This window comes from Novosphingobium sp. NFX11, assembly GCF_057376415.1.
The window spans coordinates 1,547,238-1,574,017 of the sequence record NZ_CP080385.1 but is presented as its reverse complement, the minus strand read 5'-3'; the positions used below and the strand labels follow the sequence as shown (position 1 = coordinate 1,574,017).

Annotated in this window: 22 protein-coding genes and 1 pseudogene; 14 read left to right on the top strand and 9 right to left on the bottom strand. The window is 66.9% G+C overall.

The window, feature by feature from the left end; all coding sequences use genetic code 11:
- The first annotated feature begins 58 nt into the window (after positions 1–58).
- The 8 genes and pseudogenes from leuC (at position 59) to KZO24_RS24995 (ending at position 7,807) form a co-directional block, all read left to right on the top strand.
- Positions 59–1,444 carry a 3-isopropylmalate dehydratase large subunit gene (gene leuC / locus KZO24_RS25030; protein ID WP_271183777.1) on the top strand — a complete coding sequence of 462 codons (1,386 nt, stop codon included), beginning with the start codon at positions 59–61 and terminating at the stop codon, positions 1,442–1,444.
- Complete coding sequence (locus KZO24_RS25025) at positions 1,444–2,037, top strand: 3-isopropylmalate dehydratase small subunit (RefSeq protein WP_271183776.1); 594 nt, start codon at positions 1,444–1,446, stop codon at positions 2,035–2,037. Before leuC ends, KZO24_RS25025 begins: the two co-directional genes overlap by 1 nt.
- The gene (locus KZO24_RS25020) at positions 2,034–2,888 is read left to right on the top strand and encodes an isocitrate lyase/PEP mutase family protein (protein WP_036529001.1); all 855 of its coding nucleotides are present in this window, start codon (positions 2,034–2,036) and stop codon (positions 2,886–2,888) included. The genes KZO24_RS25025 and KZO24_RS25020 overlap by 4 nt, the downstream gene beginning before the upstream one ends.
- A pseudogene (locus KZO24_RS25015) lies at positions 2,888–4,011 on the top strand (zinc-binding dehydrogenase). Before KZO24_RS25020 ends, KZO24_RS25015 begins: the two are co-directional and overlap by 1 nt.
- A 233-nt stretch (positions 4,012–4,244) precedes the next feature.
- Positions 4,245–5,453 carry an alpha/beta hydrolase-fold protein gene (locus KZO24_RS25010; protein WP_271183774.1) on the top strand — a complete coding sequence of 403 codons (1,209 nt, stop codon included), beginning with the start codon at positions 4,245–4,247 and terminating at the stop codon, positions 5,451–5,453.
- A gap of 446 nt (positions 5,454–5,899) precedes the next feature.
- Positions 5,900–6,247 carry an ureidoglycolate lyase gene (locus KZO24_RS25005; RefSeq protein WP_486487379.1) on the top strand — a complete coding sequence of 116 codons (348 nt, stop codon included), beginning with the start codon at positions 5,900–5,902 and terminating at the stop codon, positions 6,245–6,247.
- Positions 6,248–6,249: 2 nt separating this feature from the next.
- The gene (locus tag KZO24_RS25000) at positions 6,250–6,606 is read left to right on the top strand and encodes a hypothetical protein (protein ID WP_036528996.1); all 357 of its coding nucleotides are present in this window, start codon (positions 6,250–6,252) and stop codon (positions 6,604–6,606) included.
- 16 nt (positions 6,607–6,622) lie between these two features.
- On the top strand, positions 6,623–7,807 hold the full coding sequence (locus tag KZO24_RS24995; protein WP_271183772.1) for a class I SAM-dependent methyltransferase: 1,185 nt from the start codon (positions 6,623–6,625) through the stop codon (positions 7,805–7,807).
- A gap of 144 nt (positions 7,808–7,951) precedes the next feature.
- Here the strand turns inward: KZO24_RS24995 and KZO24_RS24990 are convergent, their stop codons facing one another.
- The 6 genes from KZO24_RS24990 to KZO24_RS24965 form a co-directional block, all read right to left on the bottom strand.
- On the bottom strand, positions 7,952–8,905 hold the full coding sequence (locus KZO24_RS24990; RefSeq protein ID WP_271183771.1) for an alpha/beta fold hydrolase: 954 nt from the start codon (positions 8,903–8,905) through the stop codon (positions 7,952–7,954).
- Between the two features lie 10 nt (positions 8,906–8,915).
- On the bottom strand, positions 8,916–10,316 hold the full coding sequence (locus KZO24_RS24985; RefSeq protein WP_271183770.1) for an MFS transporter: 1,401 nt from the start codon (positions 10,314–10,316) through the stop codon (positions 8,916–8,918).
- 2 nt (positions 10,317–10,318) lie between these two features.
- Positions 10,319–11,317: a phosphotransferase enzyme family protein gene (locus tag KZO24_RS24980; RefSeq protein WP_271183769.1), complete on the bottom strand. Its 999-nt coding sequence runs from the start codon at positions 11,315–11,317 to the stop codon at positions 10,319–10,321.
- Positions 11,304–12,035 (bottom strand): alpha/beta fold hydrolase, encoded by a 732-nt coding sequence (locus KZO24_RS24975; RefSeq protein ID WP_486487378.1) that lies wholly within the window; start codon positions 12,033–12,035, stop codon positions 11,304–11,306. Before KZO24_RS24975 ends, KZO24_RS24980 begins: the two co-directional genes overlap by 14 nt.
- A 79-nt stretch (positions 12,036–12,114) precedes the next feature.
- Positions 12,115–13,509 (bottom strand): MFS transporter, encoded by a 1,395-nt coding sequence (locus KZO24_RS24970; RefSeq protein WP_271183767.1) that lies wholly within the window; start codon positions 13,507–13,509, stop codon positions 12,115–12,117.
- A 2-nt stretch (positions 13,510–13,511) separates the two neighbouring features.
- On the bottom strand, positions 13,512–14,381 hold the full coding sequence (locus KZO24_RS24965; protein ID WP_271183766.1) for an alpha/beta fold hydrolase: 870 nt from the start codon (positions 14,379–14,381) through the stop codon (positions 13,512–13,514).
- 118 nt (positions 14,382–14,499) lie between these two features.
- On the opposite strand from KZO24_RS24965, the gene KZO24_RS24960 reads away from it, so the two are divergent.
- The 6 genes from KZO24_RS24960 to KZO24_RS24935 all read left to right on the top strand — a co-directional run bounded on the left by KZO24_RS24960 (position 14,500) and on the right by KZO24_RS24935 (position 21,657).
- Positions 14,500–15,801, top strand: coding sequence for a M24 family metallopeptidase (locus tag KZO24_RS24960; protein ID WP_271183765.1), 1,302 nt, complete (start codon positions 14,500–14,502; stop codon positions 15,799–15,801).
- Complete coding sequence (locus KZO24_RS24955; protein WP_271183764.1) at positions 15,798–16,640, top strand: LLM class flavin-dependent oxidoreductase; 843 nt, start codon at positions 15,798–15,800, stop codon at positions 16,638–16,640. Before KZO24_RS24960 ends, KZO24_RS24955 begins: the two co-directional genes overlap by 4 nt.
- Positions 16,637–16,885, top strand: a complete 249-nt coding sequence (locus tag KZO24_RS24950) for a hypothetical protein (protein WP_486487377.1) — start codon at positions 16,637–16,639, stop codon at positions 16,883–16,885. Before KZO24_RS24955 ends, KZO24_RS24950 begins: the two co-directional genes overlap by 4 nt.
- Positions 16,855–17,856, top strand: a complete 1,002-nt coding sequence (locus KZO24_RS24945; protein WP_486487376.1) for an LLM class flavin-dependent oxidoreductase — start codon at positions 16,855–16,857, stop codon at positions 17,854–17,856. The genes KZO24_RS24950 and KZO24_RS24945 overlap by 31 nt, the downstream gene beginning before the upstream one ends.
- Positions 17,857–17,860: 4 nt before the next feature.
- Complete coding sequence (locus KZO24_RS24940) at positions 17,861–18,835, top strand: alpha/beta fold hydrolase (RefSeq protein WP_486487375.1); 975 nt, start codon at positions 17,861–17,863, stop codon at positions 18,833–18,835.
- A 308-nt stretch (positions 18,836–19,143) separates the two neighbouring features.
- Entirely contained in the window at positions 19,144–21,657 is a 2,514-nt protein-coding gene (locus KZO24_RS24935) for a TonB-dependent receptor (protein WP_370424073.1), read from the top strand.
- 316 nt (positions 21,658–21,973) lie between these two features.
- Here KZO24_RS24935 and KZO24_RS24930 read toward each other — a convergent pair whose 3' ends face one another.
- The 3 genes from KZO24_RS24930 to KZO24_RS24920 are packed head-to-tail and all read right to left on the bottom strand — an operon-like array spanning position 21,974 to position 26,533.
- Entirely contained in the window at positions 21,974–22,594 is a 621-nt protein-coding gene (locus tag KZO24_RS24930) for an isochorismatase family protein (protein WP_271183760.1), read from the bottom strand.
- Entirely contained in the window at positions 22,591–24,471 is a 1,881-nt protein-coding gene (locus KZO24_RS24925; RefSeq protein WP_271183759.1) for a hydantoinase B/oxoprolinase family protein, read from the bottom strand. Before KZO24_RS24925 ends, KZO24_RS24930 begins: the two co-directional genes overlap by 4 nt.
- Before the next feature lie 13 nt (positions 24,472–24,484).
- On the bottom strand, positions 24,485–26,533 hold the full coding sequence (locus KZO24_RS24920; RefSeq protein WP_271183758.1) for a hydantoinase/oxoprolinase family protein: 2,049 nt from the start codon (positions 26,531–26,533) through the stop codon (positions 24,485–24,487).
- Between the last annotated feature and the right edge of the window lie 247 nt (positions 26,534–26,780).

The window sequence follows — 26,780 nt, the reverse complement described above, 5'->3', positions numbered from 1 at the left end:
CGGACATGCCGTTCCGATCGCTCGACGGTGCCTCCTGCCCGTTCCAATGCGTGATGTGATGACCAGCCAATCTGCTCCGAAGACGCTCTACGACCGCCTCTGGGACGCGCACACGGTGGTGCGCGGCGATGCGGGCAAGGACCTGATCTATATCGACCGCCACCTCTTGCACGAGGTGAGCACCCCGCAGTCCTTCGAGCTGCTGCGCGACAATGCCCTTACGGTGCGCCGCCCGGTGACGCAGCTGGCGGTGCCAGACCATGCCGTGCCGACCTCGGAGCGCGGCGGCGCGATCAAGGGCGAACTCGCGCGCAAGCAGGTCGCGCTGCTGGAGGCGAACTGCGCCGAGTTCGGCATCGAATACCTCGCGCTGGAAGGCGAGCGGCAGGGCATCGTTCATGTCATCTCGCCCGAGCAGGGCTTCACGATGCCCGGCATCTCGCTGGTTTGCGGGGACAGCCACACCGCCACGCACGGGGCCTTCGGGGCCTTGGCCTTCGGCATCGGCGCCAGCGAGTGCGGCACGGTGATGGCCACGCAGACGCTCTGGCAGGCGCGCAACCGGAACCTGCGCGTCCACTACGCCGGGCAGCTGCAGCCGCATGTCACCACCAAGGACATGATCCTGGCCCTGATCGGCACGATCGGCGCGGGCGGCGGCATCGGCCATGCCATCGAGTTCACCGGCGAGGCGGTGCGCGCCGCGTCGATAGAAGCGCGCATGACGCTGTGCAACATGGGCATCGAAGCGGGGTCGCGCGTCGCCCTCGTGGCGCCGGACGAAACTACCTTCGCCTGGCTCAAGGGCCGCCCGCGCGCGCCGCAGGGCGCGATGTGGGATCAGGCCGTCGCCTGGTGGCGCACCCTGCGTTCCGACGACGACGCCGTGTTCGACCGCACGGTCGAGATCGACGCCGCCGCCATCGCCCCGCAGGTGACCTTCGGTACCTCGCCCGATCAGGTCATGGCGGTGGACGGCACCGTGCCCGCCGGCCCTGCCCGCGCGCTGGACTACATGGGCCTTGAAGCGGGCAAGCCGATCGCCGGGATCGGCATCGACTATGCCTTCATCGGCAGCTGCACCAACAGCCGCATCGAGGACTTGCGCGCCGCCGCGGGCATAATCCGCGGCCGCCATGTCGCCGAGGGTGTCACCGCGATGGTGGTTCCCGGCTCCACCGTCACCAAGCACCAGGCCGAGGCCGAAGGGCTCGACAAGGTGTTCGAGGCGGCGGGATTTGCGTGGCATCACGCGGGCTGCTCGCTCTGCGTGGCGATGAACGGAGACTTCGTGCCCGAAGGCAAGCGCTCCATCTCCACCTCCAACCGCAACTTCGAGGGCCGTCAGGGCGCGGGCGCACGCACGCACCTCGCCAGCCCGGCGATGGTCGCCGCCGCCGCGATCGCGGGTCGCATCGTCGACGTCCGGAAGGAGTTCGCCTGATGCCCGGCTTCACCCCCTTCACCGCCCCCGCCTTCGTGCTGGACGAGGACGACGTCGACACCGACATCATCTTCCCGGCACGCTTCCTGCTGCACACCGAGCGCAAGGGCCTCGGCCGCTTCGCCTTCCATGACCGCCCGGCCCTGCTCGAAGCCTACGAGGCTGCGGACAAGCCGCCGGTGCTGCTGGCGGGCGCCAACTTCGGCTGCGGATCGAGCCGCGAGCATGCCGTCTGGTCGCTCGACGGCATGGGCCTGACCGCCGTGTTCGCGCCCAGCTTCGGCGAGATCTTCCGCGGCAACTGCGCCAACAACGGTATGGTGGCAGGGATGATGGAGCCCGCGACGCTCGCCGCGCTGCAGGCGCTGGCGAAAACGGGCAACGATCTATCCATCGACCTCGCCGCGCAGACCGTGACGTGCGCCGGGCAGGAGTTCGCCTTCACCGTTCCCGACAGCGACCGCGAAATGCTGCTCGCCGGCTGGAACAACACCACCCGCATCCTCGCCCTGCACGGGCAGGACATCACCGCATTCGAAAAGGCCCAGCGCTCAGCCGCGCCGTGGCTCTGGACAGAGGAAACTGAAGCATGAGCGCAAACATCCTGAAGGCCAAGCTGGCCAAGGGCGAGTTCTTCCCGGTCCCCGGCGTGCACGACATGATCGCCGCGCTGATGGCGGAGCGCGCGGGCTTCGACGTCGTCTACGGCAGCGGCTACTGGACGACCGCTTCGGGTTACGGCCTGCCGGATGCGGGCATCGTCAGCTACACCCAGATGCTCGACCGCATGGCGACGATCAAGCGCACCATCGGCTCGGCCCTGATCGCGGATGCCGACACCGGCTTCGGCGGTCTTCTCAACGTCCACCACACCGTGAAGGGCTACGAGCAGGCGGGCATCGCCGCGATCCAGATCGAGGATCAGGAATTCCCCAAGAAGTGCGGCCACACGCCGGGCAAGCGCGTCGTCACCACCGAGGAAATGGTCGACAAGATCAAGGTCGCCGCCGAAGCGCGCGAGGACATGCTGATCATCGCCCGCACCGACGCCTACCAGAGCTTCGGCCTCGACGAGACGATGCGCCGCCTCGAAGCCTACGACAAGGCCGGCGCCGACATCCTCTTCCCCGAGGCGGTGACCACCGAGGAAGAGATGCGCAAGGTCTGCGAGACCTTCGGCAAACCGGTGATGGTCAACATCGCCAACGGCGGCGTGACCCCGCCCTACCCGACCGACGTGCTGGCCGAACTCGGCTTCGCCTTCGCGATCTACCCCGCGCTCACCAGCCTCGTCTCGGCCCGCGCGATGGAGCTGGCGCTGAACCAGCTGCGCGACCACGGCACCGGCGAGCCGACCGAGCCCGGCCTGTTCGACTTCAAGGAATTCTGCTCGCTCGTCGGCTTCGAGGAGGTCTGGGCGTTCGACAAGAAGTGGGCGCGCTGATGGGCACCACGACGCGCGCGGCCGTGCTCGCCCAGTCGGGCGGGAATGCCAAGCCTTACGCCGAGAATACCCCGCTGCGCTTCGCGGAACTGGATCTCGACGCACCGGGCCAGGGCGAAGTGCGCGTGGCCATCGACGCGGCGGGCCTGTGCCACTCCGACCTGTCGGTGGTGAACGGCGACCGCGTGCGCCCGATGCCGATGGCCTTGGGCCACGAAGGCACCGGCATCGTCGAGGCGCTTGGCTCCGGCGTCACCGGCCTCGAGGTCGGCGACCGCGTGGTGCTGGTGTTCCTGCCTTCGTGCGGCCGCTGCACCCCTGCCTCTCGGGCGAGGGCTACTTGTGCGAGACGGGCGCCGCGGCCAACGGGCGCGGCGAACTGATCGGCGGCGGCTTCCGCCTGCACGACTGCGGCAACGACGTGCACCACCACCTCGGCGTCTCGTGCTTCGCGACGCACGTGGTGGTCGACCAGCGCTCGACCGTGAAGGTGGACCGCGACATTCCCGCGGAAGTCGCCGCCGTGTTCGGCTGCGCGGTGCTGACGGGCGTGGGCGCAGCCATCAACAGCGCCGCCATCCGCGCGGGCGAGACGGTCGTGGTCTTCGGCCTCGGCGGCGTCGGCCTTGCGGCGCTGATGGGCGCGGTGGCGAGCGGCGCGGCGACGGTCATCGGCGTGGACCTCGCGCCGAACAAGATCGCGCTGGCCGATGATCTCGGTGCGATCGGCACCACCCCGGACCAGCTTGAGGCCGTGATGGCCGAGCATCTGGGCGGGAAGGCCGACGTCGTGATCGAGACCGTGGGCAACGCCAAGGTGCTGGCCTCGGCCTATACCGCAGCGCGTCGCGGCGGCCGTGTCGTCACCGTGGGCCTGCCCGCGCCCGAACAGCGGCTCGACCTGCAGGCCGTCTCGCTGGTGGCCGAGGGCAAGTCGCTGATCGGCTCCTACATGGGCTCGTCGATCCCGGCGCGCGACATTCCGCGCTACGTGGCGATGTGGAAAGCCGGCCGCCTGCCGGTGGACCGCCTCATCAGCTCCACACACAAGCTGGACGACCTGAACGAAATGCTCGACGCGATGGATCGCGGCGAGGCGATCCGCCAGATCATCCGGTTCTGAGGCATGGCCTCACCTCCGTCATTGCGAGCGTAGCGAAGCAATCCAGGGCCGCGTAAGCCGCCCTGGATTGCTTCGCTACGCTCGCAATGACGAAGCGGGGGAAGTGGGGCATGGTGAACATGCACGTCGAAATCCAACAGGCGGGCAAGGCACTGCGGCGTCCTTGCCCACAGCCGCTTACTGACATCGACTGATACTGGCAGCGACAGGCTGCATCTATCAGGGATTCCTGCATGTCATTCAGGCTCGCTTTTCTGGCCGCGCTGAGCGCCGCCACCGCCATGCCGCTTGCGCCCGCCGCCGCGCAGCAGCAGGTACAGCTCGATCCGTCCACTTGCGTCACACCGCCGTTCTATTCCGGCCCAGCCCCGTTCAAGTCGGTCGAACAGCTTCCCGACCAGCGCGTCACCTTCCGCATCTGCGCGCCTGATGCGAAAGAGGTGCTGCTCACCAGCACCGACATCGCGAAGATCATCCCGATGGGCTTCCCGCCAGGTACGCCGCAGGGCCTGACGATGGCGAAGGACAAGACCGGCCTGTGGACCGTCATCACGCCCCAGCCCGTCCCCGCCGATGTCTACCGCTTCGCTTTCCGCGTCGATGGCGTGAAGACGCCCGATCCGCTCGGCAAGACTTTCTCCGAGGAACTGAAGGGCATCAATTCCACCTTCGAGGTCACCGGCCCCGAAGGCGCGTTCCAGACGTGGGATGCCAAAGTCGCCCACGGCACCGTCTCGACCGTCGAGTATTGGTCCAATTCGCTCGGCATCAAGCGCCGCGCTCATGTCTACACGCCGCCCGGCTACACGAAGGACGCGCGCAAGTACCCCGTGCTCTATCTGGTCCACGGCGCCGGCGACAGCGACGACAGCTGGACCAGCGTGGGCCACGCCAACCTGATCCTCGACAACCTGATCGCCAGCGGCAAGGCCGTGCCGATGATCGTCGTCATGCCGGACGGCCATACACCGCTGCGCGAAGGCGTCATGACGCTCGACAACCCGGACTTTGGCAACGACCTGATCAAGGACCTGATCCCTTACGTCGACGCCAACTACCGCACCGACGCGCGCCCGGCAACGCGGGCGATGGCGGGACTGTCGATGGGCGGATCGCACACGCTGCGCAACGGGTTGACGCATCCCGACCTGTTCCGCTGGATCGGCGTGTTCTCGATGGGTCTGGGCGTCGGTCCCGACAAGGGCCGCGTGGACGAATACGCGAAGACTTACGATGCCGCGCTCAAGCAGTCGGCCCGCGATCTCAAGCTGCTCTACTTCGCGATGGGCAAGGACGACTTCCTCTACGGCACCGTCGCGCCGACCCGCGCGCTGTTCGATCGCTACCACATCGCGTATCACTACAACGAGACCGGCGGCGGGCATGAATGGCCCAACTGGCGCCGCTACCTCGCGGACTTCGCGCCGAGGCTGTTCCGCTAGGCCAAGGGGCTTCGACAAGCTCAGCCTGAGCGGGGTGGAGAGGGCCGTGACTACTGGTCCCTGCACCACCCCCGCTCACCCTGAGCCTGTCGAAGGGTCGCAGCACCGCCCTCTCCATCTGGCGATCAATTTACTGTTGCACCCTAATAGATTTCCGATTCTCGATCATTCTCGCCTCGCCAGAAAGGCAGAGGGAAGACAGGGATGACACAGGACAGCCGGGCCACCGGCGAATTGACGGTAATCCAGCTCGAAGTCGAACCGGCTAGCGCCGAGGCGCTGGCGCCATTCGGCGCGATCGTCGGCCGCGAGGCGCCGGTCACGCCGGTCTCGGTCGACTTCTACAAGGGCGCGGTGAAGATGAGCTACCCGGCGCGCTTTCTATGCGAGCATCCGGTGGAGATCACCCTCGCGCAGATGGACCGCCGCCAGGGGAGGTGCGCTACATGGAGCGCCATTTCCAGCACACGCAGGCATTCCTGCCATTGGGCGGCAAGCCCTTCGTCGCAGTCATGGCCCCTCCCGGCGAGGACGACCTGCCCGACTTGTCGAAAGTCCGCGCTTTCCGCTTCGACGGCAGCGCCGGTTTCGCCATGCACATCGGCACCTGGCACGAATTTCCCTTCGCGGTGGAGGACGACACCGACCTCGTCGTGATCCTCTCCAGCCAGACCGGCTACGACCTCAAGGCCAAGGACGCGCAGACCGAGGAAGCCCACGGGCCGGACCTCGACAAGAAGGACATCGTGGCGCGCACCGGCCACGTCTTCCGTTTCGATCTGGGAGTGAACTGACAGTGGCGGACCGCATCAACCTCGACCGCAAGGCGCACTCCAAGGGCAGCCAGCCGGTCATCTTCGAAAGCGAGACGACCGACGCCCTCGCCGGCATGGTGCTGGCGCTGCTGGGCGAAGTCGTGGTCCTCAAGGACCGCCTCGACGCGAACGAACGCCTGCTCGCGGCGGCGGGCTTGCACGGTCCGGCGGACATCGACATGTTCGCACCCGACGCGCAGACGAAGACGGAGCGCAGCGCCTATCGCCAGGCGATCTACGACCGCGTGCTCGGCTCCGCCCGCGACAAGCTGATGCCCGAGGCACTCGCACAGCAGAACGACTACGAAGGCGTCCTCGACGCCGTGACCCGCGACTGAGGCAGGAGGATCACCCATGGAACAGTACCGCCAGGAACACTTCGGCCACGCGGTCATGCCGCAGGCCACTCATGACGAGCAGGCGATGGAGGACCACTTCCTCGCGATGCGGGCGTGGACCAACCGCAACATGGACCCGCTCGACCGCCGCCTGCTGGACGAAGTGATCGTCCCCGGCATCGAGAAGAAGACCGGCGCGAAGCCCACCTCCAGCGCGCAAGTCCGTCAGGCGCTGGAAGCGCATCCGCTGCACCAGTACTGGCTGACGCTCTCGCTCACCTACCAGGACCGCATCTGGCAGGCGCTGGACGGCGCGATCGACCGCCAGTACGACGAACTCGCAGGCAAGGTGAAGGCGCAGGTGGCCAAGCCCAAGGGCTCGCTGCGGCTGAACCCGGAGCTTGAGATCCCGCGTTACATCGCCGCCTTCGACCATCACCGGATGCCGGGCAGCTACGTGGTCGATACCGCGCAGGACGATTTTCGCGCCGGGGCGCTCTACGACCGCTTCGCCTCGACGTACCTGCGCAACCTCAACGGTGGATGGAAGAACGACGGGCGCGGGCACAGCCTCGCCAGCCACGTTCAGGACTTCTACCCGGACTTCAAGCCGAAGCGCATCCTCGACCTCGGCTGCTCGGTGGGCCATTCGACCGTCGCCATCGCGCAGGCTTTCCCGGACGCGGAGATCTTCGCGCTCGACGTCGGCGCGCCGATGCTGCGCTATGGCCATGCCCGCGCGGAATCGATGGGCGTGCCGATCCACTTCAGCCAGCAGGACGCCGAGCATACCGACTTCGCGGACGGCAGCTTCGATCTCGTCTGCTCGTCTGCCGTGATGCACGAGACTTCGGCCAAGGGCATGCGGCAGATATTCAGGGAGTGCCACCGCCTGCTGCGGGACGGCGGCGTGATGTGCCACGTGGACGTGCCGCCGCGCCACGAGCACCTGTCGCTCTGGGACCAGATGCGCTGCGACTTCGAGAGCCACTACAACAACGAACCGTTCATGACCTCGCTGGCGCGGATCGACTGGCACAAGGTCGCCGTCGATGCCGGTTTTGCGGGTGACACGGTGCTGGTGGGCTACCGCAAGGGCACGTCCTACCTGAAGCCCGATCGCGAGGACTTCTTCACCGAAGGCCACCCGCAGGGCCATGCGATGATCGGCAGCTGGTACGCCTGTTCGGCGATGAAGTGAGGTAAAGGGGATGTAATTGCCCCTCCCTTCATCCCGTATCCGTCAGCCCTAAGGCTCGTCATTGCAAGCGAAGCGAAGCAATCCAGGGCGGTGCGACTCTGCCCTGGATTGCTTCGCTTCGCTCGCAATGACGAACGAGGAGCGTCATTTCCCCGCCACGCGCTTCAGGAACGGCATCGCCGCGTCCACCGAGCGCGCGGGGCAGTCCATCGGCATCATGTGCCCGCACTGCGCCACCACTTCGAGGCGCTTGTCCTTCGCCCCGAGCAGGTCGAGCGCCTGCCGCCCGTCCTTCTCCAGCGGCACTTCATGGTCGTCCGAAGACCACAGCAACAGGCTCGGCACGGTGATCGCGCGCAAGTCATCCGGGGTGCGCGCGAACGCCAGCGAACCCGTCGCCGCCTTCATCGCGCCCGCCGTCGTCGCCGGATCGCGCATCGCGCGGTTGTTGAGGTCGGTCCACTGCGCCACCAGCCCGGGCGTGACCGCCTTCGCGTCGAGCATGTTCGCCAGCATGATCTGGCGCCAGAATTCGGGCTCGTGCCAGCCGGGATGCTTCGCGTCCTGCGCCACCGCATCCTTGAGCGCCTGCGGCATCGCCGCGTAATCGATCTTGAGCGGCCCGGCGGCTATGTTCGAGAGGATCACGCCCGAGACCCGCTCGGGCCGCGCGGCGGCGTAGGCAGCGGTCTGCACACCCGCGCTGGAGGTGCCGGCGATGACGAAGCGCCGCACGCCGAGCTTGTCCATCAGCGCGTCGATCACGGCAATGCGCTGGCTCAGTTCATAGTCGTTGCGCGGGTTCGGGCCGGACAGGCCGAGCGGGGACTGGTCGAAGCGGATTACCCGGTAATGGCGCTTCAGCTTCGCCGCCCAGCCGTCCCACTGCCGCAAGTTAGCATAGGAGCCATGCAGCAGCAGGATCGCCGGACCGCGCCCTTCGTCGACGTAGTGCAACGGCTCCCCGGCGATGGTGTCGAAGTGCGAAGCCGGGAGGGCGTAGCGTTCGCGAAGCTGCGCGTCGGAGGGCACCTCGGGCGGCTGAGCGCCGGCCATGGACGTAATCGCCAGCATGGCGGCTCCGAATACCCAGCGCATCGTCATCTCCTTAAAGGGCTTCCCCTGCGAGCAGGCGCGCACATTCACTGTCGCCCTGCAGCCGTGCCTTGCGGATGGCGCGAAGGGCCACGGCGTAGAGCCCGGTGCCCAGCAGCAGGAACGGCACGCAGACCAGCGCGATCGACCAGCCGACGCTTGCCGGATCGCCGAACACGCGCTCGGTCACGCTGGCGACCATGAGCGGGCCAAGGCTCGCGCCGAGGATGGTGTTGAGCACCAGCGTCAGCGCGATGGAACTGCCCCGCATGCGCGGCGGCACCACCGACTGCAGCGTCGCGAACATCACCGTGCCGACGACCGAGAACACCGCATTGGCCGAGGCGACCAGCACGGTCGCGAAATGCAGCTCGTGCGCCAGCACCGAAAGCGTGAAGGGCAGCGCGAAAAGCGGCGCGACCGACAGGATGCGGAACCGCGCCAGGGTATCGCCCGAACGCATCGAACGATCCAGCAGCGTACCGCCGACCAACGGCCCGATCGCCGAAAACAGAATCGACAACGGGCCAAGCCACGCACCGAGATAGGCAGGCGTGGCGCCATAGGCGCGCAGCAGCATCGAAGGCGCCCACGACGCGCCGCCGTAAGCGACGGTGAAGCAGGTCGCGAAACCGAAATAGAGCGGCAGCAACACGCCGCGGTTGCGCCACAGGTATGCCGCCTCCGCCGCGCCGGGCACTTGCGCCGCGCCCTTGGGGGCATCGCCCTGCCGGGGCGGCTCGCGCGTCAGCAGCAGCATGGCGAGCGCGATGACGAGCCCGCAGGCACCGAAGATCACGAACACCGTACGCCACGCCGCCAACCCGCCCAGCACCGGGAAGCCGAGGAACGCCCCCGCTCCCGCCGCCGCGAGGATAAGGCTGGTCAGCGAGATGGCGATGCCGTTCGCCAGCCCCTGCCCCATCATGTAGACCGAGATCGGCCGCCCGCGCCGCGCAGGCGCGAAGAGGTCCGCAATCAGCGAGATCGCGGCGGGACCGAGCGCCGCCTCGCCCAGCCCGACCAGCAGGCGCGCCGCGAAGAGCGAGCCGAACGACTGCGCCAGCCCGCTCCCGATCGTCGCGAGGCTCCACAGGCCGATGCCTGCGACGATCAGGTTGCGCCGCGAAATGCGGTCCGCGGCAAGGCCCATGGGAATGCCCATGAAGGCATAGAACAGCCCGAAGGCGAGGCCCTGCAGCAGCCCGATCTGCTCGTCGCTGATGCCCAGCGTGCCGCGGACCGGGTCGACCAAGATGTTCAGCGCGGCCCGGTCGATCACCGACAGGATACCCGCAAGGAACAGCATGATCACCATGGTCCAGGCGCCGCGCGTGTTCGGCCGCACAGCGTCGGTCGCGGAGACCTCAGGCATATCGAGAGGAGTCAGGTCGAGTGCTGGCGGGCCGGCCATCGTCAGAGCAGTCCGGCGGCGCGGGCGCGCGTCTTGATGTAGTCGCCCAGCCAGTCGAGATTGCGGAAGCGCAGCGTGCCGCGTCCCACCGCCGTCGAGCTATGCGCCATCCCTGCGACAAGGCGCAGACACTTGGCCATCAGGAACACTTCAATCGCATCCTTCTCTTCGGGCGTGAAGGGCCGCACGGATTCATAGCCCGCCTCGAAAGCCTCGCCGATCTTGGGATCGAAGCCGTAGAAGAGGTTGCCCCACACGAAGTTCTGCACGTCCTGCATGAGGAAATCCTCACCCGCCGCGTCGAAATCCAGAAGCGTGATCTGGCCGTCTTCCGCCACGTGGACATTGCTCGGGTGGAAGTCGCGGTGGCACACGCCGAGCGGAACCTTGCCCGAAGCGGCGTATTCGTCCAGCCGCTTGTCGAGGTTGGCGGCGATGATCGGGTAATCGCGCAGGTCGTCCGGGCGATCGTAGACGAAGTCGATCAGCGCGGGCATGCAGATGTTGTAGTCCTTGGCCGTCTCGGTCGAGAACGTGTGACCTTCGCCGACCCAAGCATCACCATGAAGGTGCATCTCGGCCATGGCCGCGCCGATGCGGAAGGCGGTTTCCTCGGACAGCCGATCACCGAACTTCACGCCCGGCGCCCAGTCGTAGAGCGCGAGCGCACGCTCGCCCTCGGGCGACATGACCTTGAAGTAGAGCTTGCCGTCATGCTGCGGCACACCGACCGAGGCGGGGAAGCCCGCGCGGCGCAGGTAGTCGAGGAAATCCAGTTCATAGGACACGTCGTCGACATCGCGGTAGGTCTTGCGCCACACGCGCAGGGCGTACTTCGCCTCGGCGTCCTGCACGAGGTAGACGTCATTCATGCCGCGATAGAGCAGGAAGCAGGTGAGGTCGCCCTTCAGCGCGTAGCGGCGTGCCACTTCGCGAACGATGAAGTCCGGGTGGAGGACCGAGTGCGATACTTCGGCAAGCGGAAGGTCAGAGGTGGTCAAGGAAGTCTCGCAATTCATCAGCTAGTCGCTCCGGTGCAATATCGAAAATGTCGCGGTCGAGGTCGGTAAGCTCAACCACTCGGCAGGAAGGCAGCCGCGCGGCCGCCTTGAGTGAAAGGTGCATGAGGTCTTCGGCGGGCTGCAGCAGCAGCGCGGGCTGGGAGACCTGTTCGAGACGGGCGAAGTCCCACGACCACACGCCCCGATAGGCCCAGGTGAAGCGGTCCATCGCACGCGCCTTGTCGGCGAAGTTCAGCGCCGCCTTTTCGAGCGGGACGCGGGCGTCGCGCTTGCCCACGACATAGGCCCAGAGGCCCGCCGTCAGGTCGCGTACGACGGTGCCCTCCTCGTCGAGCGCAGGATAGTTCTCGGCATCGGCGAGGCGTTTGGCGAGGGCCTCGGCGTCATACATCGGGATGCCGGTAAGGCCGACGGCGCGGACCCGGTCCGGCCGGGCGATGGCAAGCTCGCAGGCCAACAGCGAGCCGGTGTGGAAGCCGTAAAGATCGACCTTGCCCGCCAGCACGCCTTCCTCCGTCAGCGCATCGAGCGCATCGGAGAAGGCGGCCGCATAGCCCGCCATGCCCGGGGGCGCGGACGGCGAATCCGACATGCCGTAGCCCGGCGTATCGAAGGCCACGACCAGACGATCGGCCGCGAGCGCGGCGATCAGCGGCTCGTATTCGAAGGACGATGACGGGTTCTGGTGAAGCAGCACGACGGGCGCGCGCTCCCCGCCGTTCCGGCGATGCGGTAATGCATCTGGCCGTAGCGGCAGGTCGTGTAAGCGCGTGCAATCACAGCGCGGTGTTCCCGAAGCCCTCTTCGCTGCGCAGGCGCGCGGCGGCGAACTTGTCTTCGTCGAGGTCGTAGGCCCACAGGAACAGCCCGTTGATCGTGAACATGATCGATGGGATCACCGCGAAGCCGACCTTCAGCGCCAGCATCGCGCTCTCGGGCTGCTTCACGATCGCGCCGCCCGTCGTCGGCACGTAGCCGAGCGCATGGAGAAACACGCCGAGCACCGCAACGCCGAGCGCGAAGCTGACCTTCTCGACCACGGCGATGGCGCTGGAGAGCAGGCCCTCGCGCGCCTCGCCGGTCAGCACGCGGTCATAGGCCTGCGTGTCGCCCAGCATCGAGATCGACATGAGGATGATCGCGCCCGAACCGAGCCCGCCGCCTACCGCGCGCACCATGATGCCGACGGTGGTGATGGAGTTGTCGGCCAGCAGCCAGCTCAGCGTGGTCAGGCAGAAGATCACCACGCCGCAAAGGTACGTGCGGCGCTTGCCGATCGTCTTGCCGCTCCACACCCACAGCGGCATGGCGAGCGCGGTGACGACATTCTGCGTCACGGCCATGATGATCTGGCCGGTATAGCCCACGCCCACGACGTTGAGCATGTAGAGCAGCATCGTCGATGCGACCGAGGCGAACGAAAGGAACTGGAAGACTTTCGCGCCCAGCAGCATCATGAACGGCCGGTTGCGGGCGATGGCGCGCATCTGCGCGAAGCCCGGCAAGTGCTTGCCCGTCGCGGGCTGCCTACCGTGCTGGACCGGCACCGAGAGCGCCGTCGCAGTCATGGCGCCGCCGATGATGAGCGCCATGACGAGGCCCATCGTCGCGAAGCCCGCGCGGCCCGCGCCGCCGCTCTGGATCAGCCACGCAGTGCCCGCCATCGCCAGCAGCTGGCCGATCGAGACGAACACGGTGCGGAAACCGATCAGGCGGGTGCGTTCGTGGAAGCCGTCGGTCAGCTCGGCGGGCAGCGCCATGTACGGCACGTTGAACAGCGAATACGCAGTCGAATAGATCACCAGCGCGGCGATCATCCAGACCATCAGCGCGCCCTGCCCCATGACCGGCGGCGCGAACAGCATCACGAACGACACCGCCGAAAGCAGCGCCCCTGCGGCAAGGAATGGCTTGCGGCGGCCCCAGCGGGTGCGGGCGCGGTCGGACAGGCTGCCGATCACGACGTCGATCACCGCGTCGGCCAGCTTGGAGACCATCAGCAGGTAGCCCGCAATCTCCGGCGACTGCCCGAGCACGGTGGACATCAGCGCCGGGAAGTACGTCGTCACGGTGTTGAGCATGATCGACACGCCGACCGTGCCCACCCCGAAACCGAGGCAGATGCCGATGTCGAGGCGCTTGTGCGCACCCGCTGCGGTGGTAGCGTCCATCTTCATGCTCCGGCTGCGAGGAATTGCGCGATCACGTCCGCCTTGGCCTGCGCCGAGCCGCCGGTGGATGCCTCATGCCCATCGGCCAGCAGGCCGAGCGCGGTCTTCACCGAGGCGTTGAGCAGGGCCAGTTCGGTTTCCGGCTTGAGCAGCAGCGTCGGCGCGGCGATCCGCGCCATGCGCTCGAACGCGCGGTAGCGGAACGCGGCGATATAGGGTTTGGGGTAGGTATCCAGCGCCTTGAGCACGTCGAGCGTGATCCGATGCAGGATCTGCGGCGGCGGCATCGGCACGGCGAGGCGGTGCTCGGCGTCCTTCATGAAGTGCGGGAAGAACAGCGCCTGGTCGCGGCAGAAGTTGAAGGCCCAGATCAGATGGCGGCCGTATTCGTCGGGCTCCACCACAGGTGCATAGTTGGCGACGACGGCGTCCCGCAGTTCGTCCTCGTATTCGGTGATGCCGTCGAGGACGAGGCGGCGCACGCGGCCTTCATGGCCCGCCGCCAGCTCGCAGGCGATGCGCGCGCCGGTGTGGGTGCCATAGGCGTCCACCGCGTCGAAGCCGAGCGCGGTGCAAAGCCGTTCCATCGAATCGGCGAAGTAGGCAATGTCGGGCTCGGCCGGGGCGGGCGGCGGCGAATCGCCGTTGCCCAGCGTGTCGGGCGCGACGATCTCGCCCAGCCGGCCTGCCGCGCGCAGGGCGAGCATGAAGTCCTGCAGGAACCAAGAAGAGGCAGGCGAGGCGTGGAACAGCAGCAGCGGCGTGTGCCCCGGCTCTGCGGCCGGAAGGCGTCGCAAGTGAAGCTGGCCCTCGTCGAGCCGCACGAAAGCGCGCTCGATCTGCGCAAATGGGTTCTTGTCAGTCGGGTTCATGAGAGGCAGGCTATCCCAGTCGCTCGCCAAGCCGTGACATGAAGAGAAAGTTTATCGGCTAGCGAATAAAACTTTAGCACTGAGCGCGAACCGCGCCCGGTCGTGTTCATATTGCAGCATGGACACGACACTCCTCCCCGACGATGGCGCGTTACTCGCGGCGCTCGAGCGCGAAGGGCCGATGAACCTGGCGCGCGCGCTCGCCGTCATGGAGCAGCACGATCTGGCCGGGCTGGTGCTGGGCGACCCGATCAACGTGTTTCACGCGCTGGGTCACTGGCCGCAGATCGGACGCACCCGCGCCGGGCAGCCGCCGGGCACTTTCGCCCTGATCGCGCGCGAAAGGCCGGAGAATCCGGGCCTCGTGACCAGCCGCTTCCTGCATCATTATAGCTGGGCGGACGGGCGCAACCGCAGCGACGTCGCCGTCTGGCTCTATACCCACATGGGCGACGAGGGCGACGAGACCGCGCTCGAAGTGCCCTTCTCTACTGTCCTTCCGGAACGGCACTCAGCGGCACTCAGCGGCACCGAACGGCACCGGGCGGCCGTCAGCGCGACCCTCAGCGGCGCCATGACCGCACGCAGCGACGCGGGCGGCGCGATCGTCGCGGCCATGAAGGGCCTGGGACTCTGGCAGGGCCGGATCGGCTTCGACCACACCGTCATCGCCGAAGTCGCTGAGCGTCACGACCATCCCGGCGCGATGGTCCAGGCCGACAACATCCTGCGCGAGATCCGCCTCGTGAAGTCGCCGCTGGAACATGCGCTGATGGCGCGCGCGGCGCGCTCCAACGTCGATGCGCTCAATGCGGTCGGCCATGCCATCCGCGCGGGCGCCACGCACGTCGAGCTTCAGGCGCTCTATCGCATGGAGTGCGCGGCGCGCGGCAACACCGCGCTGTTCCTCAACGTCGACCGCGTCTCCTCCGACCTCTCGCGCCTTCAGGTCGAGGACGGGCAGACGCTGATGCTCGACGGGGTCAGCCAGTTCCTCGGCTACCATGGCGACTTCGCGCGCACCGTCTTCATCGGCGAGCCGACGCGCGAGGCGCGCCGCGCCGCCGAGGCCGCCGCCTTCGGCTGGCAAGCCGTGCGCGAGAAGCTGCGCCCGGGCCTGCGCTATTCCGAGATCACCGCGATCGGCGAGACCGCGATCCGCGCCGCCGGGTACGAGGCCGCGATCGGCTTCGGCCCGCATAGCGTCGGCCTTGCCCACACCGACGAGCCCGGCGAAGTCCACGGCGGTTTCTGGCGCAAGCCCGACATCGTCATCGAGCCCGGCATGATCCTCTCGGTCGACTGCCCGACGCTGGATACCGGCATCGGCGGCTCGGCCCACTGCGAAGACCTCGTGCGCATTACCGAGACCGGCTGCGAACCCATCCATCCTCTCCACGACCCGGTGATCATCGTATGACCAGACCTTTCATCCTTTCCGCCTCCGTGGCCGAACCGGCCTTCGCCGTACCCGGCCATGCCCGCGCCGTGCTGCAGGCCGCCGAAGCGGCCGGGTTCGACCTCCTCATGCTCGGCCGTTCGGGCGAGCGTCCGTTCGACGCGCAAGTGCTCGTCGCCTGGGCCGCACCGATGACCTCGACGCTGGGCGTGGTCGCCACCGTGCCCGCATCGAAGGCGCACCCCTTCCACGTCGCCCGCGCGCTGTCGGCAGTGGACTTTCTCGCCGCCGGGCGCACCGGCTGGTCGGTCGTCCCCGAAGGCGCGCCCGAGGGCATGGCCGAAGACATGGTCGGCGCCGCCCGCGCGTTGTGGGACGGCTGGGGCAGCGACACGCTGATCCTCGACAAGACAAGCGGCCGCTACCTCGACGCATCGAAGGTCAAGGCATCGAACTACAAGGGCGCGTTCTTCAAGGTCGCAGGTCCCGTCAACGCGATGCGCCCGCCACTCGGCCATCCGCTGCTGGTGGTGGACGGCGACGATCCGATCGCCATCGACGATGCAGACATCGCGCTGGTGTCCGACGGCACCGCCGCCCCGCAGGCGACCAAGCGGCTGATCAAGGTCGGCGCCGATGCCGACGCCGCGATGCTGGCCGAACGCTTCGAGGCGCGCGAGATCGACGGCGCACACTTCACCCTGAACGATGCCCTGACGCAGCTGCCGCAGATCGGCGCGCGTCTTGCCTCCCTGCTGGCACCTCGCCCGGCCGGAGACCTGCGCGCGCGGCTTGGCCTGCCCATCCCTTCCACCGCCTCCAACCAGCCCGGCGGCGCCGTGATCCCGGAGATCGCATGATGCAAAACCAGATTCATCTTTGGGCCTTCCTGCAGGGCATCGGCTTCTTCCCGACCGGCTGGAAGCATGAGCGCGCCCGGCCCGAGGGCGTGTTCCACATGGACTACTACACCCGCGTCGCGCAGCTGGCCGAACAGGGCCGCTTCGACGCGATCGTCTTCGGCGACCAGCTGCAATCGCGCGGCGCCGGTGGCCGCGCCCCGAACGCCTTGCGATGCCGACGCTCGATCCCGTCACGCTGCTGACGGCGATGGCGGCGGTGACGAAGCACATCGGCCTCGTCGCCACCGTCTCCACCACATACAACAGCCCTGAGATGCTGGCCGAGCGCTTTGGCACGATGGAGCGCATCACCGGCGGCCGTTCGGGCTGGAACATCGTCACCACCGCGCACCCCGACACCGCGCCCAACTTCGGCGAGACCGAACTGCCGCCCAAGGACGCGCGCTATCGCAACGCCGTCGAAGTCGTCGCCCGCGCCTGCGAACTGTGGGCCGAAATGGACCGCGAAGGGCCGGAACTGCCGCAAGGCCGCCCGGTGCTGGTGCAGGCAGGCCAGTCGCCCGACGGCCGCGACTTCGCCGCGCGCACGGCCGAAGCGATCTTCTGCCCCGCCGCCACGATCCAGGCGGGTGTCGATTTCCGCACAGACCTGCGCAGCCGCGTGGCGGGCGTCGGCCGCAGCCCTGACGGCGTGCGTATCATGCCGGGCCTGTCCTGCGTGCTCGGCGGCACCGAGGAGGAAGCCCGCGCCGAGCATACCGCGACCCTCGACCTTGCCGACGATGCGCTGGCGATCGAGTATCTGTCGGAATCGCTGTGCTGCGACCTGACCGGCTTCGATCCGCTCGGCCAGATCCCGGTCGACGAGATTCTCGCGAAGACCCTGCTGCCGCAGGGCGACGTCGCCCGCTCGATCGTGCCGGGCGCCGAGAAGGGCACGCCGCTGGGCGAGTTCGCCGCCAACTTCATGCGCCACCCGCGCGGCCACAACGTGTTCATCGGCACGCCCGAGCAGATGGCCGACATGATGATCGAGTGGCGCGACGCGGGCGCCTGCGACGGCTTCACCCTGCAGCCCAGCTACATGCCGGGGGTCTTGAAGACTTCGTCGGTCAGGTCGTGCCGATCCTGCAGGCGCGCGGCCGCCTGCGCACCGACTATCCCGGCGCCACCCTGCGCGAAACGCTGGGCCTGCCCGCGCGCGAAGCGGTGACGGCATGAAGATCGGCCGCATCGCACTCGCCACGCTGGGCGCAGTCGTCCTCGTCGGCGGCGGCACCGTTCTGGCCTTGCGCGCCGGAGCGGGCGAGACCGACCGTGCGCAGCTGGAAAAGCGCTGGGCCGACGGCCCCTCGCGCTTCGTCACCATCGACGGCGTGCGCCTGCATGTGCGCGAGGAAGGCCCGGTCGGCGCCCCGGTGATCGTCCTGCTCCACGGCTCGATCGTCAACCTGCACGAGTGGGACGACGTCGCCGCGATCCTCAAGGACAAGTACCGCGTCGTGCGCTTCGACTGGTCGCCTTACGGCCTGACCGCGCCCGATCCTTCCGGGGTCTATTCGACGCCGCGTTCGGCCGAACTCATGAACGGGCTGCTGACGAAGCTCGGCTACGACAAGTTCGCGCTTGTCGCGACGTCGAACGGCTCCAACGTCGGGCTGGAATACAACCGCGCCTATCCCGGCCACGTGACGGCGATGGCGTTCTCCATGCTGCCGCTGGAGCGCCCCAGCCAGACCCGCAAGGTCAACTGGCGCCTGAGCTGGAGCTTGCCGGTATTCAAGGCGGTGCTGCCGAACTGGCGCCCGCACTGGTTCTGGCGCGCCATGCTGGAGGATACCACCCCGCCCGGCTTCCAGCCGACCGACCGCATGGTCGACCAGATCACCGAGATGAACAACCTGCCCGGCGCGCTCGACCGGCAGGCGCAATACATCCAGGCGAACGTCAAGGCGTTCAAGACGTCGGACGTCGGCGCCGTGGCCGAAACCGTCCACGTGCCGGTGCTGCTGCAGTGGTGCAGCTACGACGACGTGATCTCGCAAAGCGCCGATGCCTCCGTGAAGCGCTTCACCAACGCGCCGGTGACGCTGATCCAATACCCCGACCTCGGCCATTTTCCGATGTGGGAAAAGCCGCAGAAGTTCACCCGCGACCTCGAAGCCTGGCTCGCGAAAGTCGCTGTGCGGTGATGAATGCGCCTGTCGGACGCCGTTGCATCCGACAGGCGAACAAAGGGCACGAGCCTCTTCAATAGAGCGCGAGTTAAGGGAATTCTTACGGCGATAAAAATTTCTTGATTCACGCAGAATCGCAAATTGAAATTTTATCACCATCGGGCCGACGGGATGGCCAATAGCTTACTCGCTTCCGATGCTGCACGTCAGTGCAGAATGCGCATAGTATCATTACAAAAACCAATGGCAGTGAAATTCGCAGATACGCAGGGAACGTGACAACAATTGGCGTCGCAAGCACGCCTTTAACATTGAGGGACGAAATGACCGGCAAATATAAACTCCAGTTCGCCTCCACCTTGTCTGGCATTGCTATTGCAGCAAGCCTGACCGCGGCTCCCGCGATGGCGCAGGACACCGGCGGCGACATCATCGTCACCGCACGCAAGACCGGGGAAGACATCCTCAAGGTTCCGGTCACCGTTACCGCGATCACCTCCGAAACGCTCGACGCCAAGGGCATCGTCTCGGTCACCGACATGGCCGCCTCGACCCCGGGCATCAACATCAACAACAGCTCGTCCGGCCACGCCGACCGCTCGTTCCAGCAGGTCGTCATGCGCGGCATGACGCCGTCGACCACGCTAGCCACCACGACCTCGATGTTCATCGACGGCGTCGCGGTGTCCTCGCCCTCGCAGGTCAGCGCGATCAGCAACCCGGAGCGCGTCGAGATCATCAAGGGTCCGCAGAGCGCCTACTTCGGCCGCAACACTTTCGCGGGCGCGATCAACGTCGTGACCAAGATGCCCGGCAACGACTGGGGCGGCGAAGTGCTCGGCATGCTCGGCACGCGCAACAACTGGCGCCTGCGCGGCTCGATCGAAGGTCCGATCATCCCCGACCTCCTCTCGTTCCGCATCAACGGCGAGCAGTATTCCAGGGACGGTTCGTGGAAGAACCAGGACGGCGTGACGCTGGGCGACCAGCAGACCAAGAGCGCCTCGCTCCTGCTCGCCATCACCCCCGCGTCGAACGTCACCATCAAGCTGTTCGGCATGCTGAGCGAGGACAAGGACGGCCCCTCCGCCCAGACCCGCCTCTATTCCTACGACGTCAAGGCGCCGAACGGCAGCACCGTCGTCCAGGGTCAGGCGAACTGCGTCCTCACCGGCGACACCCGCGGCGTTCTGAACCCCACTACCGGCCTGCCGGCCGGCACTGCGGTGCAGAACCCCTATTTCTGCGGCACCATCCCGACGATGGCGAACCCGGTCACCGCGAACGTCACCAACACCGACTTCGTGCGCCAGTTCCTCAACATCGGCACCAACCGCATCGTCGATCCCTCGGAAGGCGTGCAGGGCTACGGCCTGCTGCGCCGCACGAAGCACGCCCACGCGACGCTCGACTGGGAGGTTACCGACGGGCTGACCGCTTCGGCGCTTGCAGGATATAACCGTGAGGTCTGGACGACCTTCATCGACCTTGACAGCTACGACGGCAGCGCCCTGCCCAGCGGCTACGACTACAACGGCAACGGCACGATCGACGCTTCCGAAATCTTCGGCGAAGGATACTTCAACTATCCGTACCTGATCGAACGCAAGATCGACGACTTCTCGCTCGAAGGCCGCCTGCAGTACGTGTCGGGTCCGTTCCGCGGCGTCGCAGGCATCAGCTACCTCAGCGCCGACCAGCTGCAGGGCCTGGGTGGCGGCACCGGCGCGCTGACCGCGTCCAGCCTCTCGCCCGGCGGTCTCAGCCGGAACAAGACCACGGGCCTGTTCTTCGGCCTGACCTACGACGTGACCGACACGATCTCGGCCAGCTTCGAAGGCCGCTACCAGATCGACCAGCTGCAGGCGTTCGCCCGCCCCTCCGGCGTGAACGTCGCATCGAGCGCGTTCATCCCGGCTGGCTTCTACACCGGCGGCACCGTGCTCGCGAGCGCGAAGTACAAGAACTTCACCCCGCGCGCCATCGTCAACTGGCAGATCACTCCCGACACAATGGTCTATGCATCGTGGGCCAAGGGCGTGAACCCGGCGCAGTTCAACACCAACATCCTGTCGCAGGTCGAAAGCGTGCAGGATGCCGCTGCCGCTGCCGGTGGCCAGCTCGCCATCGAGCCCGAGAAGATCACCAACTACGAGATCGGTCTGAAGGGTCGCATCGGATCGACCCTGCGCTACACCTTCGCGGCCTACTACGCCCAGTGGCGCAACCAGATCAACTCGACCATCATCGTCGCGCCCGACGCCACGCAGCCCACCGGCTACAGCTTCGTCACCGCATCGATGAACGCGGGTTCGGTGAACCTGCGCGGTATCGAGGGTGAAGCGTCCTGGCGCCCGACCGAGTTCCTGACCATCGACGCCGCCGGTGCGATCAACGACTCGGACATCAAGGCCTTCGCCAGCTCCACGGTTAGCGCCCTGACCGGAATCTACGACTATTCCGGCAAGGAGATGAAGAACACCTCGAAGTATTCGGCCAACGTCGGCGTCCAGGTCGGCACCGAGATTTCGGGCTGGGACAAGGGCAGCTGGTTCGTGCGCGGCGACTGGAATTTCAAGTCGGGCGTATGGTCGAACGAGGCGAACCTTGCTCGCACGCCGGACCTGCACCTGTTCAACGCACGCGCAGGCATCACGCGGGGCAACCTCTCGCTCGAGGCATTCGTGAACAACATCTTCAACAACAAGACGCCCCTGACGATCTCTGACAACTACACGCTGTCACCGGGCTTCGTTTATGCGGCGCGGACGTCGGCGCTGATGCTGGGTCTCGGCGACCTGCGTACCGCTGGCGTGCAGGCTAAGATCAAGTTCTGATCCGACGCTGATGCGACACAAGGAAAGGCCGGGGGAAACCCCGGCCTTTTTTGTTTCCTCCCCGAACTGCGCTCGGTGGAGCGGACTTCCGGAATTGGTAGAACCCGGTAATCGCCATCGACCACCCACCTTCGTCATTGCGAGCGTAGCGAAGAATCCAGAGCGGTTTCATACTCCCTGGATTGCTTCGCTACGCTCGCAATGACGAAGGAGTGGCGCCTGCCATGCCCGGCGCTGATCCCCCAGCGTCGGCGCATGAAAAAGGGAGGCACAGCCTGCGCCGTGCCTCCCCTTCATCTCGTATTCGCAAGAAACCTCACCCCATCAGGGCGATGGCCTGCTCCTCGCTGAGCACTTCGGCATACTTCTTCGACAGGTCGAACAGGTTCGCCTCGTGCGGCCGCTCGTCGCGGTCGCCGCAGGCATCCGCCACCACCAGCGGCACGAAGCCGTTCTGCAGCGCGTCCAGCGCCGAGGCGCGCACGCAGCCCGAAGTGGAGAAGCCGGTGATGAACAGGCTGTCCACGCCCATGCTGGTCAGCGTGGCCGCCAGCGAGGTGCCGAAGAACGCCGAGGCGTACTGCTTGGTCACCACCACTTCGTCGGCGCGCGGCTGCAGCGTGTCCGGGAAGGCGCCGAGCGGCGAGCCCTCCAGGAAAGCCTCCAGCGCCGGCACCTTCTGGTAGAACAGCCCGCCGTCCTTGCCGCCTGCGCGGTAGACGACGTTGGTGAAGATCACCGGCACGCCCGCTTCCCGCGCCGCTGCGGTCAGACGCTCGCAAGAGGCGAGAGCCGTCTCGAAGCGCGGCGAGTAGAGGGGCTGACCGGGCGTGAGATACGCCACGACCACGTCCACCAGCAACAGCGCCGGCTTCTTGCCGGGCTGCAGAGCCCCGCCGAAGCCGCCACGGTTGTAGTCGTCGAGAAGGTCGCTCACTCGGCGGCCTCCGCGAATTCCACGGTGGCCCACTTCGGCGCGGTCGGCGCAGGCAAGCCGGTTTCGGCGAGGCAGTTCGCGCGCAGCGTCTCGATGTCGGGGCCGAAGTCGAACACGCCGATTGCACCGCGCTCGGTACGCAGCTTCTCGCGCAGCGCCGTGGTGGCGGCTTCATCGACCGCGCCGTCCGTGATGACGACGCCGTAGTCCTTCGCGCCCTCGCCGGTGACGAGGCCCTGGCCGATTTCCTTCAGCACCAGCGCCGGGTCACGGTCCAGCGGGTCGCCCCAGCCGCCGCCGCCCCAGGTGATGAAGTGCAGCACGTCACCGGCCTCGACCGGGTAGTCCTCCAGCTTGTTGCCGACGACGATCTCGGTGCCGTCGGCCTTCACCAGCAGCTTGCGCGCGCGCTTGCCCGGGTGGCCGCCGTTGACGCCCCAGGGCGGCACGAACCAGCGGTCGTCGTGGATGGCGATCACGCCCGGCTCGAGGAAGCGGTAGACCATGTTGATGCCGTTGCCGCCACGGTGCAGGCCCGCACCGCCGGAGTCCGGCACCGTCTCGTACTTTTCGATGACGAGCGGGAAGTAGCGCTCCAGGAACTCGTTGGGCACGTTGGTGAAGCCTGGGAACAGCGAGTGCCCGTCCGGCCCGTCGCCCAGCGGACGGCCGGGAATGCCGCCGAAGCCGATCTGGAACAGCTGGAACCACTTTCCGGCCTTGTCGGTGCCTGCATAGAACAGGTGCGGGCTCGACGAGAAACCGGCAGCGTTGAGGAATTCCGGGGTCTTCTGGCCCAGCAGGCCGCCCAGGATGTCGAACAGGCGGCCCAGCACGTGGGTGCGGCCCGAAAGCGCGGCCGGGAATTTCGGCTTGAGCAGCGAGCCTTCCGGAATGCGTACGTCGATCAGCGGATAGTACCCGTCGTTGAACAGGATCTGCGGATCGAAGACCATGATCATGTAGATGCCGAAGAACATGCGCATCATGTTCTCGTTCAGGAACATGTTGATCGAGGCCTGGCTCTGCGGATCGGTGCCGTCGAAGTCGAGGACGACGCGCCCGTTCTCGCGCCACATCGTGCACTTGATCTTGTATGGGCCGAAACCCATGCCGTCGTCGCAGATGTAGTCCTCGAACGAGACCTTCTCCTCGCCGATCGAACTGGCGATCAGTTGCTGCATCGCGCGGAAGTTGCGGTCGAGCAGCAGGTCGGTCGCCGAGACGAAGACGTCGTCGCCGAAGCGCGTCGCCATTTCGACCACGCGGTGCGCGGCGACGCGGCACGAGGCGATCAGCGCGTTGAGGTCCGCCTTGCACCACGCCGGGGTGCGCGACTGGTGCATGACCAGCTTGATCAGGTCCTCGTTGTATTCGCCCTTCTTCCAGATCTTGACGGGCGGGATGCGCACGCCTTCCTGGAAGATCTCGGTGGCGTGGATTGGCATCGATCCGGGCACCATGCCGCCGATGTCGCTCTGGTGGCCGAACATCGAGGTATAGGCGATCAGGCGGCCGTCCTTGAACACGGGCAGCAGCACGAGCCAGTCGTTGCAGTGGCTGATCGCGCCGCCGACCGAGTAGGGGTCGGACAGGAAGATCATGTCGCCGTCTTCCACGGTGCCGTCGAAGCCGTCGAGGAACGGGCCGATGTACGAGCCGAACTGGCCCACGATCATGCGGCCCTGATGGTCGGCGATCAGCGGGAAGGCGTCGCCCTGCTCGCGGATGCCGGGCGACATGGCGGTGCGCACCAGCGTCGCGTCCATCTCGACGCGGGCGTTGCGCAGCGCGTTCTCGATGACTTCGAGGGTGACGGGGTCGATGTCGACCTTGTTGAAGGGCGTTTCGTTAGCCTGGATGATACGTGCGGGCATTGGTTCTCTCCCCTCAGGCCAGGTTGATCAGGATGTTGCCGACGGCATCGACGGTGCCGACGCAGTCGCCTTCGATGAGCGTGGTCGAGTCCATCTCGGTGACGATCGCCGGGCCCTTGATCACGTCTCCGGCGCGCAGCTTGGCGCGGTCGTAGATCGCGGCCGGGGCCATGGCGCCGTTGAACCACAGTTCGTGGTCGCGCACCTTGGCCTCGATCGGATCGCCGTTGCCTTCGGGCAGGCGCAGCGCCTCGAGTTCGAGCAGCGGCCCGAGCGCCACGGCGCGCAGGTTCACCAGCTCATGCTCGGTGTCCATGTTGAACGTGAACAGGCGCTCGTGCTCGGCATCGAAGCGCGCCTTGACGCCCGCCAGGCCATCGGCCTTGAGCACGTCGGGGCTGATCGAGAGCGGCACTTCGAAGGCCTGACCTTCATAGCGCACGTCGAGTTCGAACTGCACGGTGACGTCGGCATCGGCGATGCCTTCGGCGGTCAGTTCCCGGGTGGTCTGCGCGGCCATCTCTTCCAGCAGCGTGATCACCTCGGCTTCCTCGGTCTCCGAAAAGCGCTTGGAGAACGAGCGCGCCGTCTCGGTGCGCATCCGCGTGGTGGCATCGCCCAGCGCGCAGAGCACGCCCGGCGAGACGGGCGAGACCGCCGGCCACGAACCCATCAGCTTGGCCACGGCATTGACGTGGAGCGGACCGGCGCCGCCAAAGCCCATCACCGCGAAGTGACGCGGATCGTAGCCCTGCTGCACCGAGATCATGCGCAGCGCGCCGAACATGTTCTCGTTGACGATGTCGATGATGCCGCGCGCCGCTTCCATCAGGCCGATGCCCAGCTTGTCGGCGATGGTCTGCACCGCCGCCTTGGCGCCTTCGCGGTCGAGCTTGAAGGTGCCGCCCAGCAGGTTCTCGGGCAGGTAGCCGAGCACCACGTTGGCGTCGGTCACGGTCGGCAGGGTGCCGCCCTTGCCATAGGCCACCGGACCCGGAACCGCGCCCGCCGACTGCGGACCTACGCGCAGTGCGCCGGTCAGTTCGGGCACGTAGGCGATCGAACCGCCGCCCGCGCCCACCGTCTTCACGTCCAGCGCCGAGGCGCGGACCGAGAGGTGGCCGACTTCGGTGGTGCGAACGCGGCGCGCCTCAAGGTTCTCGATCAGCGCCACGTCGGTGGAAGTACCCCCGACGTCGAGCGTCAGGATGTTGCGGATGCCGGAGTTCTTGCCGACCCACAGCGCGCCCGTGACGCCGCCTGCGGGACCGGACATCAGCAGCGCGACCGGATGCTCCTCCGACTTCTCGGAGGACATCAGGCCGCCATCGGAGCGCAGCAGCGAGAGCGAGCCCGCCATGCCGCCGGAGCGCAGGTTGTCGCGCAGGTTGCGCACGTACTTGCCCACGACCGGGCGCACCGCCGCGTTGGCGACGGTGGTGAGGGTGCGCTCGTATTCCTGCATCTCGGGCAGGACGAGGTGGCTGAGCGAGATCGGCACGTCGGGCATGATCTCGGCCGCCAGCTGCGCCACGCGCTTCTCGTGCGCGCCGTTGAGGTAGCCGTTCATCAGGCTGACCGTCAGCGCCTCGACGCCCTGCGCCTTCAGCTTCTCCAGCGCGGCGCGGATACCGGCTTCGTCGATCGGGCGGATCTCGCGCCCTTGCGCATCCATGCGCCCGGCGATCTCCACGGTGTCCTCGAGCGCGGCGAGCGGCTCGGGCTTGGGCCACACGATCCAGCCGGCGAGACCGCCGGGCACGAACGAGCGTGCGATCTGCATGACCTGGCCATAGCCCTCGGTGACGACGAGGCCGACGCGCGAGCCCTTGCCTTCGAGCACCGCGTTGGTCGCGACGGTCGTGCCGTGGAGGAAGTACTCGATGTCCGCAGGCGTGATTCCCGCCTTCTCGCAGATCGCGCCGAGGCCGTTCAGGATGCCTTCCGAGCTGTCATGCGGGGTGGAAGGCGTCTTGTGGCGCCAGAACGAGCCGTTCTTCTGATCGAGCAGCAAAAGGTCGGTAAACGTCCCACCGACGTCCACCCCCAGGCGATAAGTCATGAACCCAATCTCCGTTAGATTGGTATCTAGCAAGCATCGCGGGGGCTGCAATGACAGGGTTGTGCCCCCGACTGATCGGCAGGTGGAGAAGCCTGGTCACACTGCGGAACGATTGCAGCGCCAGGCCGATCCGCGTGGCTCCAAGGTCTTGTTGAGATTACCGCTCAATACACTTTCGGACAGCTTGATGCAGGCGTGGCAAAGTCCTGCGACACCGCGCCGTCATACCGGCCTCATCGAAAACCGA

Bases quoted from the DNA above. Each gene is read 5' to 3' on its own strand.
- KZO24_RS24945 (WP_486487376.1), top strand. From the start codon at position 16,855: ATGCCGACGCTCGATCCCGTCACGCTGCTGACGGCGATGGCGGCGGTG.
- KZO24_RS24985 (WP_271183770.1), bottom strand. From the start codon at position 10,316: ATGGCCGGCCCGCCAGCACTCGACCTGACTCCTCTCGATATGCCTGAG.
- KZO24_RS24920 (WP_271183758.1), bottom strand. From the start codon at position 26,533: ATGACTTATCGCCTGGGGGTGGACGTCGGTGGGACGTTTACCGACCTT.
- KZO24_RS24940 (WP_486487375.1), top strand. From the start codon at position 17,861: ATGAAGATCGGCCGCATCGCACTCGCCACGCTGGGCGCAGTCGTCCTC.
- KZO24_RS24965 (WP_271183766.1), bottom strand. From the start codon at position 14,381: ATGAACCCGACTGACAAGAACCCATTTGCGCAGATCGAGCGCGCTTTC.
- KZO24_RS24935 (WP_370424073.1), top strand. From the start codon at position 19,144: ATGACCGGCAAATATAAACTCCAGTTCGCCTCCACCTTGTCTGGCATT.
- KZO24_RS24990 (WP_271183771.1), bottom strand. From the start codon at position 8,905: ATGCGCTGGGTATTCGGAGCCGCCATGCTGGCGATTACGTCCATGGCC.
- KZO24_RS25010 (WP_271183774.1), top strand. From the start codon at position 4,245: ATGTCATTCAGGCTCGCTTTTCTGGCCGCGCTGAGCGCCGCCACCGCC.
- KZO24_RS24925 (WP_271183759.1), bottom strand. From the start codon at position 24,471: ATGCCCGCACGTATCATCCAGGCTAACGAAACGCCCTTCAACAAGGTC.
- KZO24_RS24950 (WP_486487377.1), top strand. From the start codon at position 16,637: ATGATGCAAAACCAGATTCATCTTTGGGCCTTCCTGCAGGGCATCGGC.
- KZO24_RS24970 (WP_271183767.1), bottom strand. From the start codon at position 13,509: ATGGACGCTACCACCGCAGCGGGTGCGCACAAGCGCCTCGACATCGGC.
- KZO24_RS25020 (WP_036529001.1), top strand. From the start codon at position 2,034: ATGAGCGCAAACATCCTGAAGGCCAAGCTGGCCAAGGGCGAGTTCTTC.
- leuC (WP_271183777.1), top strand. From the start codon at position 59: ATGACCAGCCAATCTGCTCCGAAGACGCTCTACGACCGCCTCTGGGAC.
- KZO24_RS24955 (WP_271183764.1), top strand. From the start codon at position 15,798: ATGACCAGACCTTTCATCCTTTCCGCCTCCGTGGCCGAACCGGCCTTC.
- KZO24_RS25005 (WP_486487379.1), top strand. From the start codon at position 5,900: ATGGAGCGCCATTTCCAGCACACGCAGGCATTCCTGCCATTGGGCGGC.
- KZO24_RS24960 (WP_271183765.1), top strand. From the start codon at position 14,500: ATGGACACGACACTCCTCCCCGACGATGGCGCGTTACTCGCGGCGCTC.
- KZO24_RS25025 (WP_271183776.1), top strand. From the start codon at position 1,444: ATGCCCGGCTTCACCCCCTTCACCGCCCCCGCCTTCGTGCTGGACGAG.
- KZO24_RS24995 (WP_271183772.1), top strand. From the start codon at position 6,623: ATGGAACAGTACCGCCAGGAACACTTCGGCCACGCGGTCATGCCGCAG.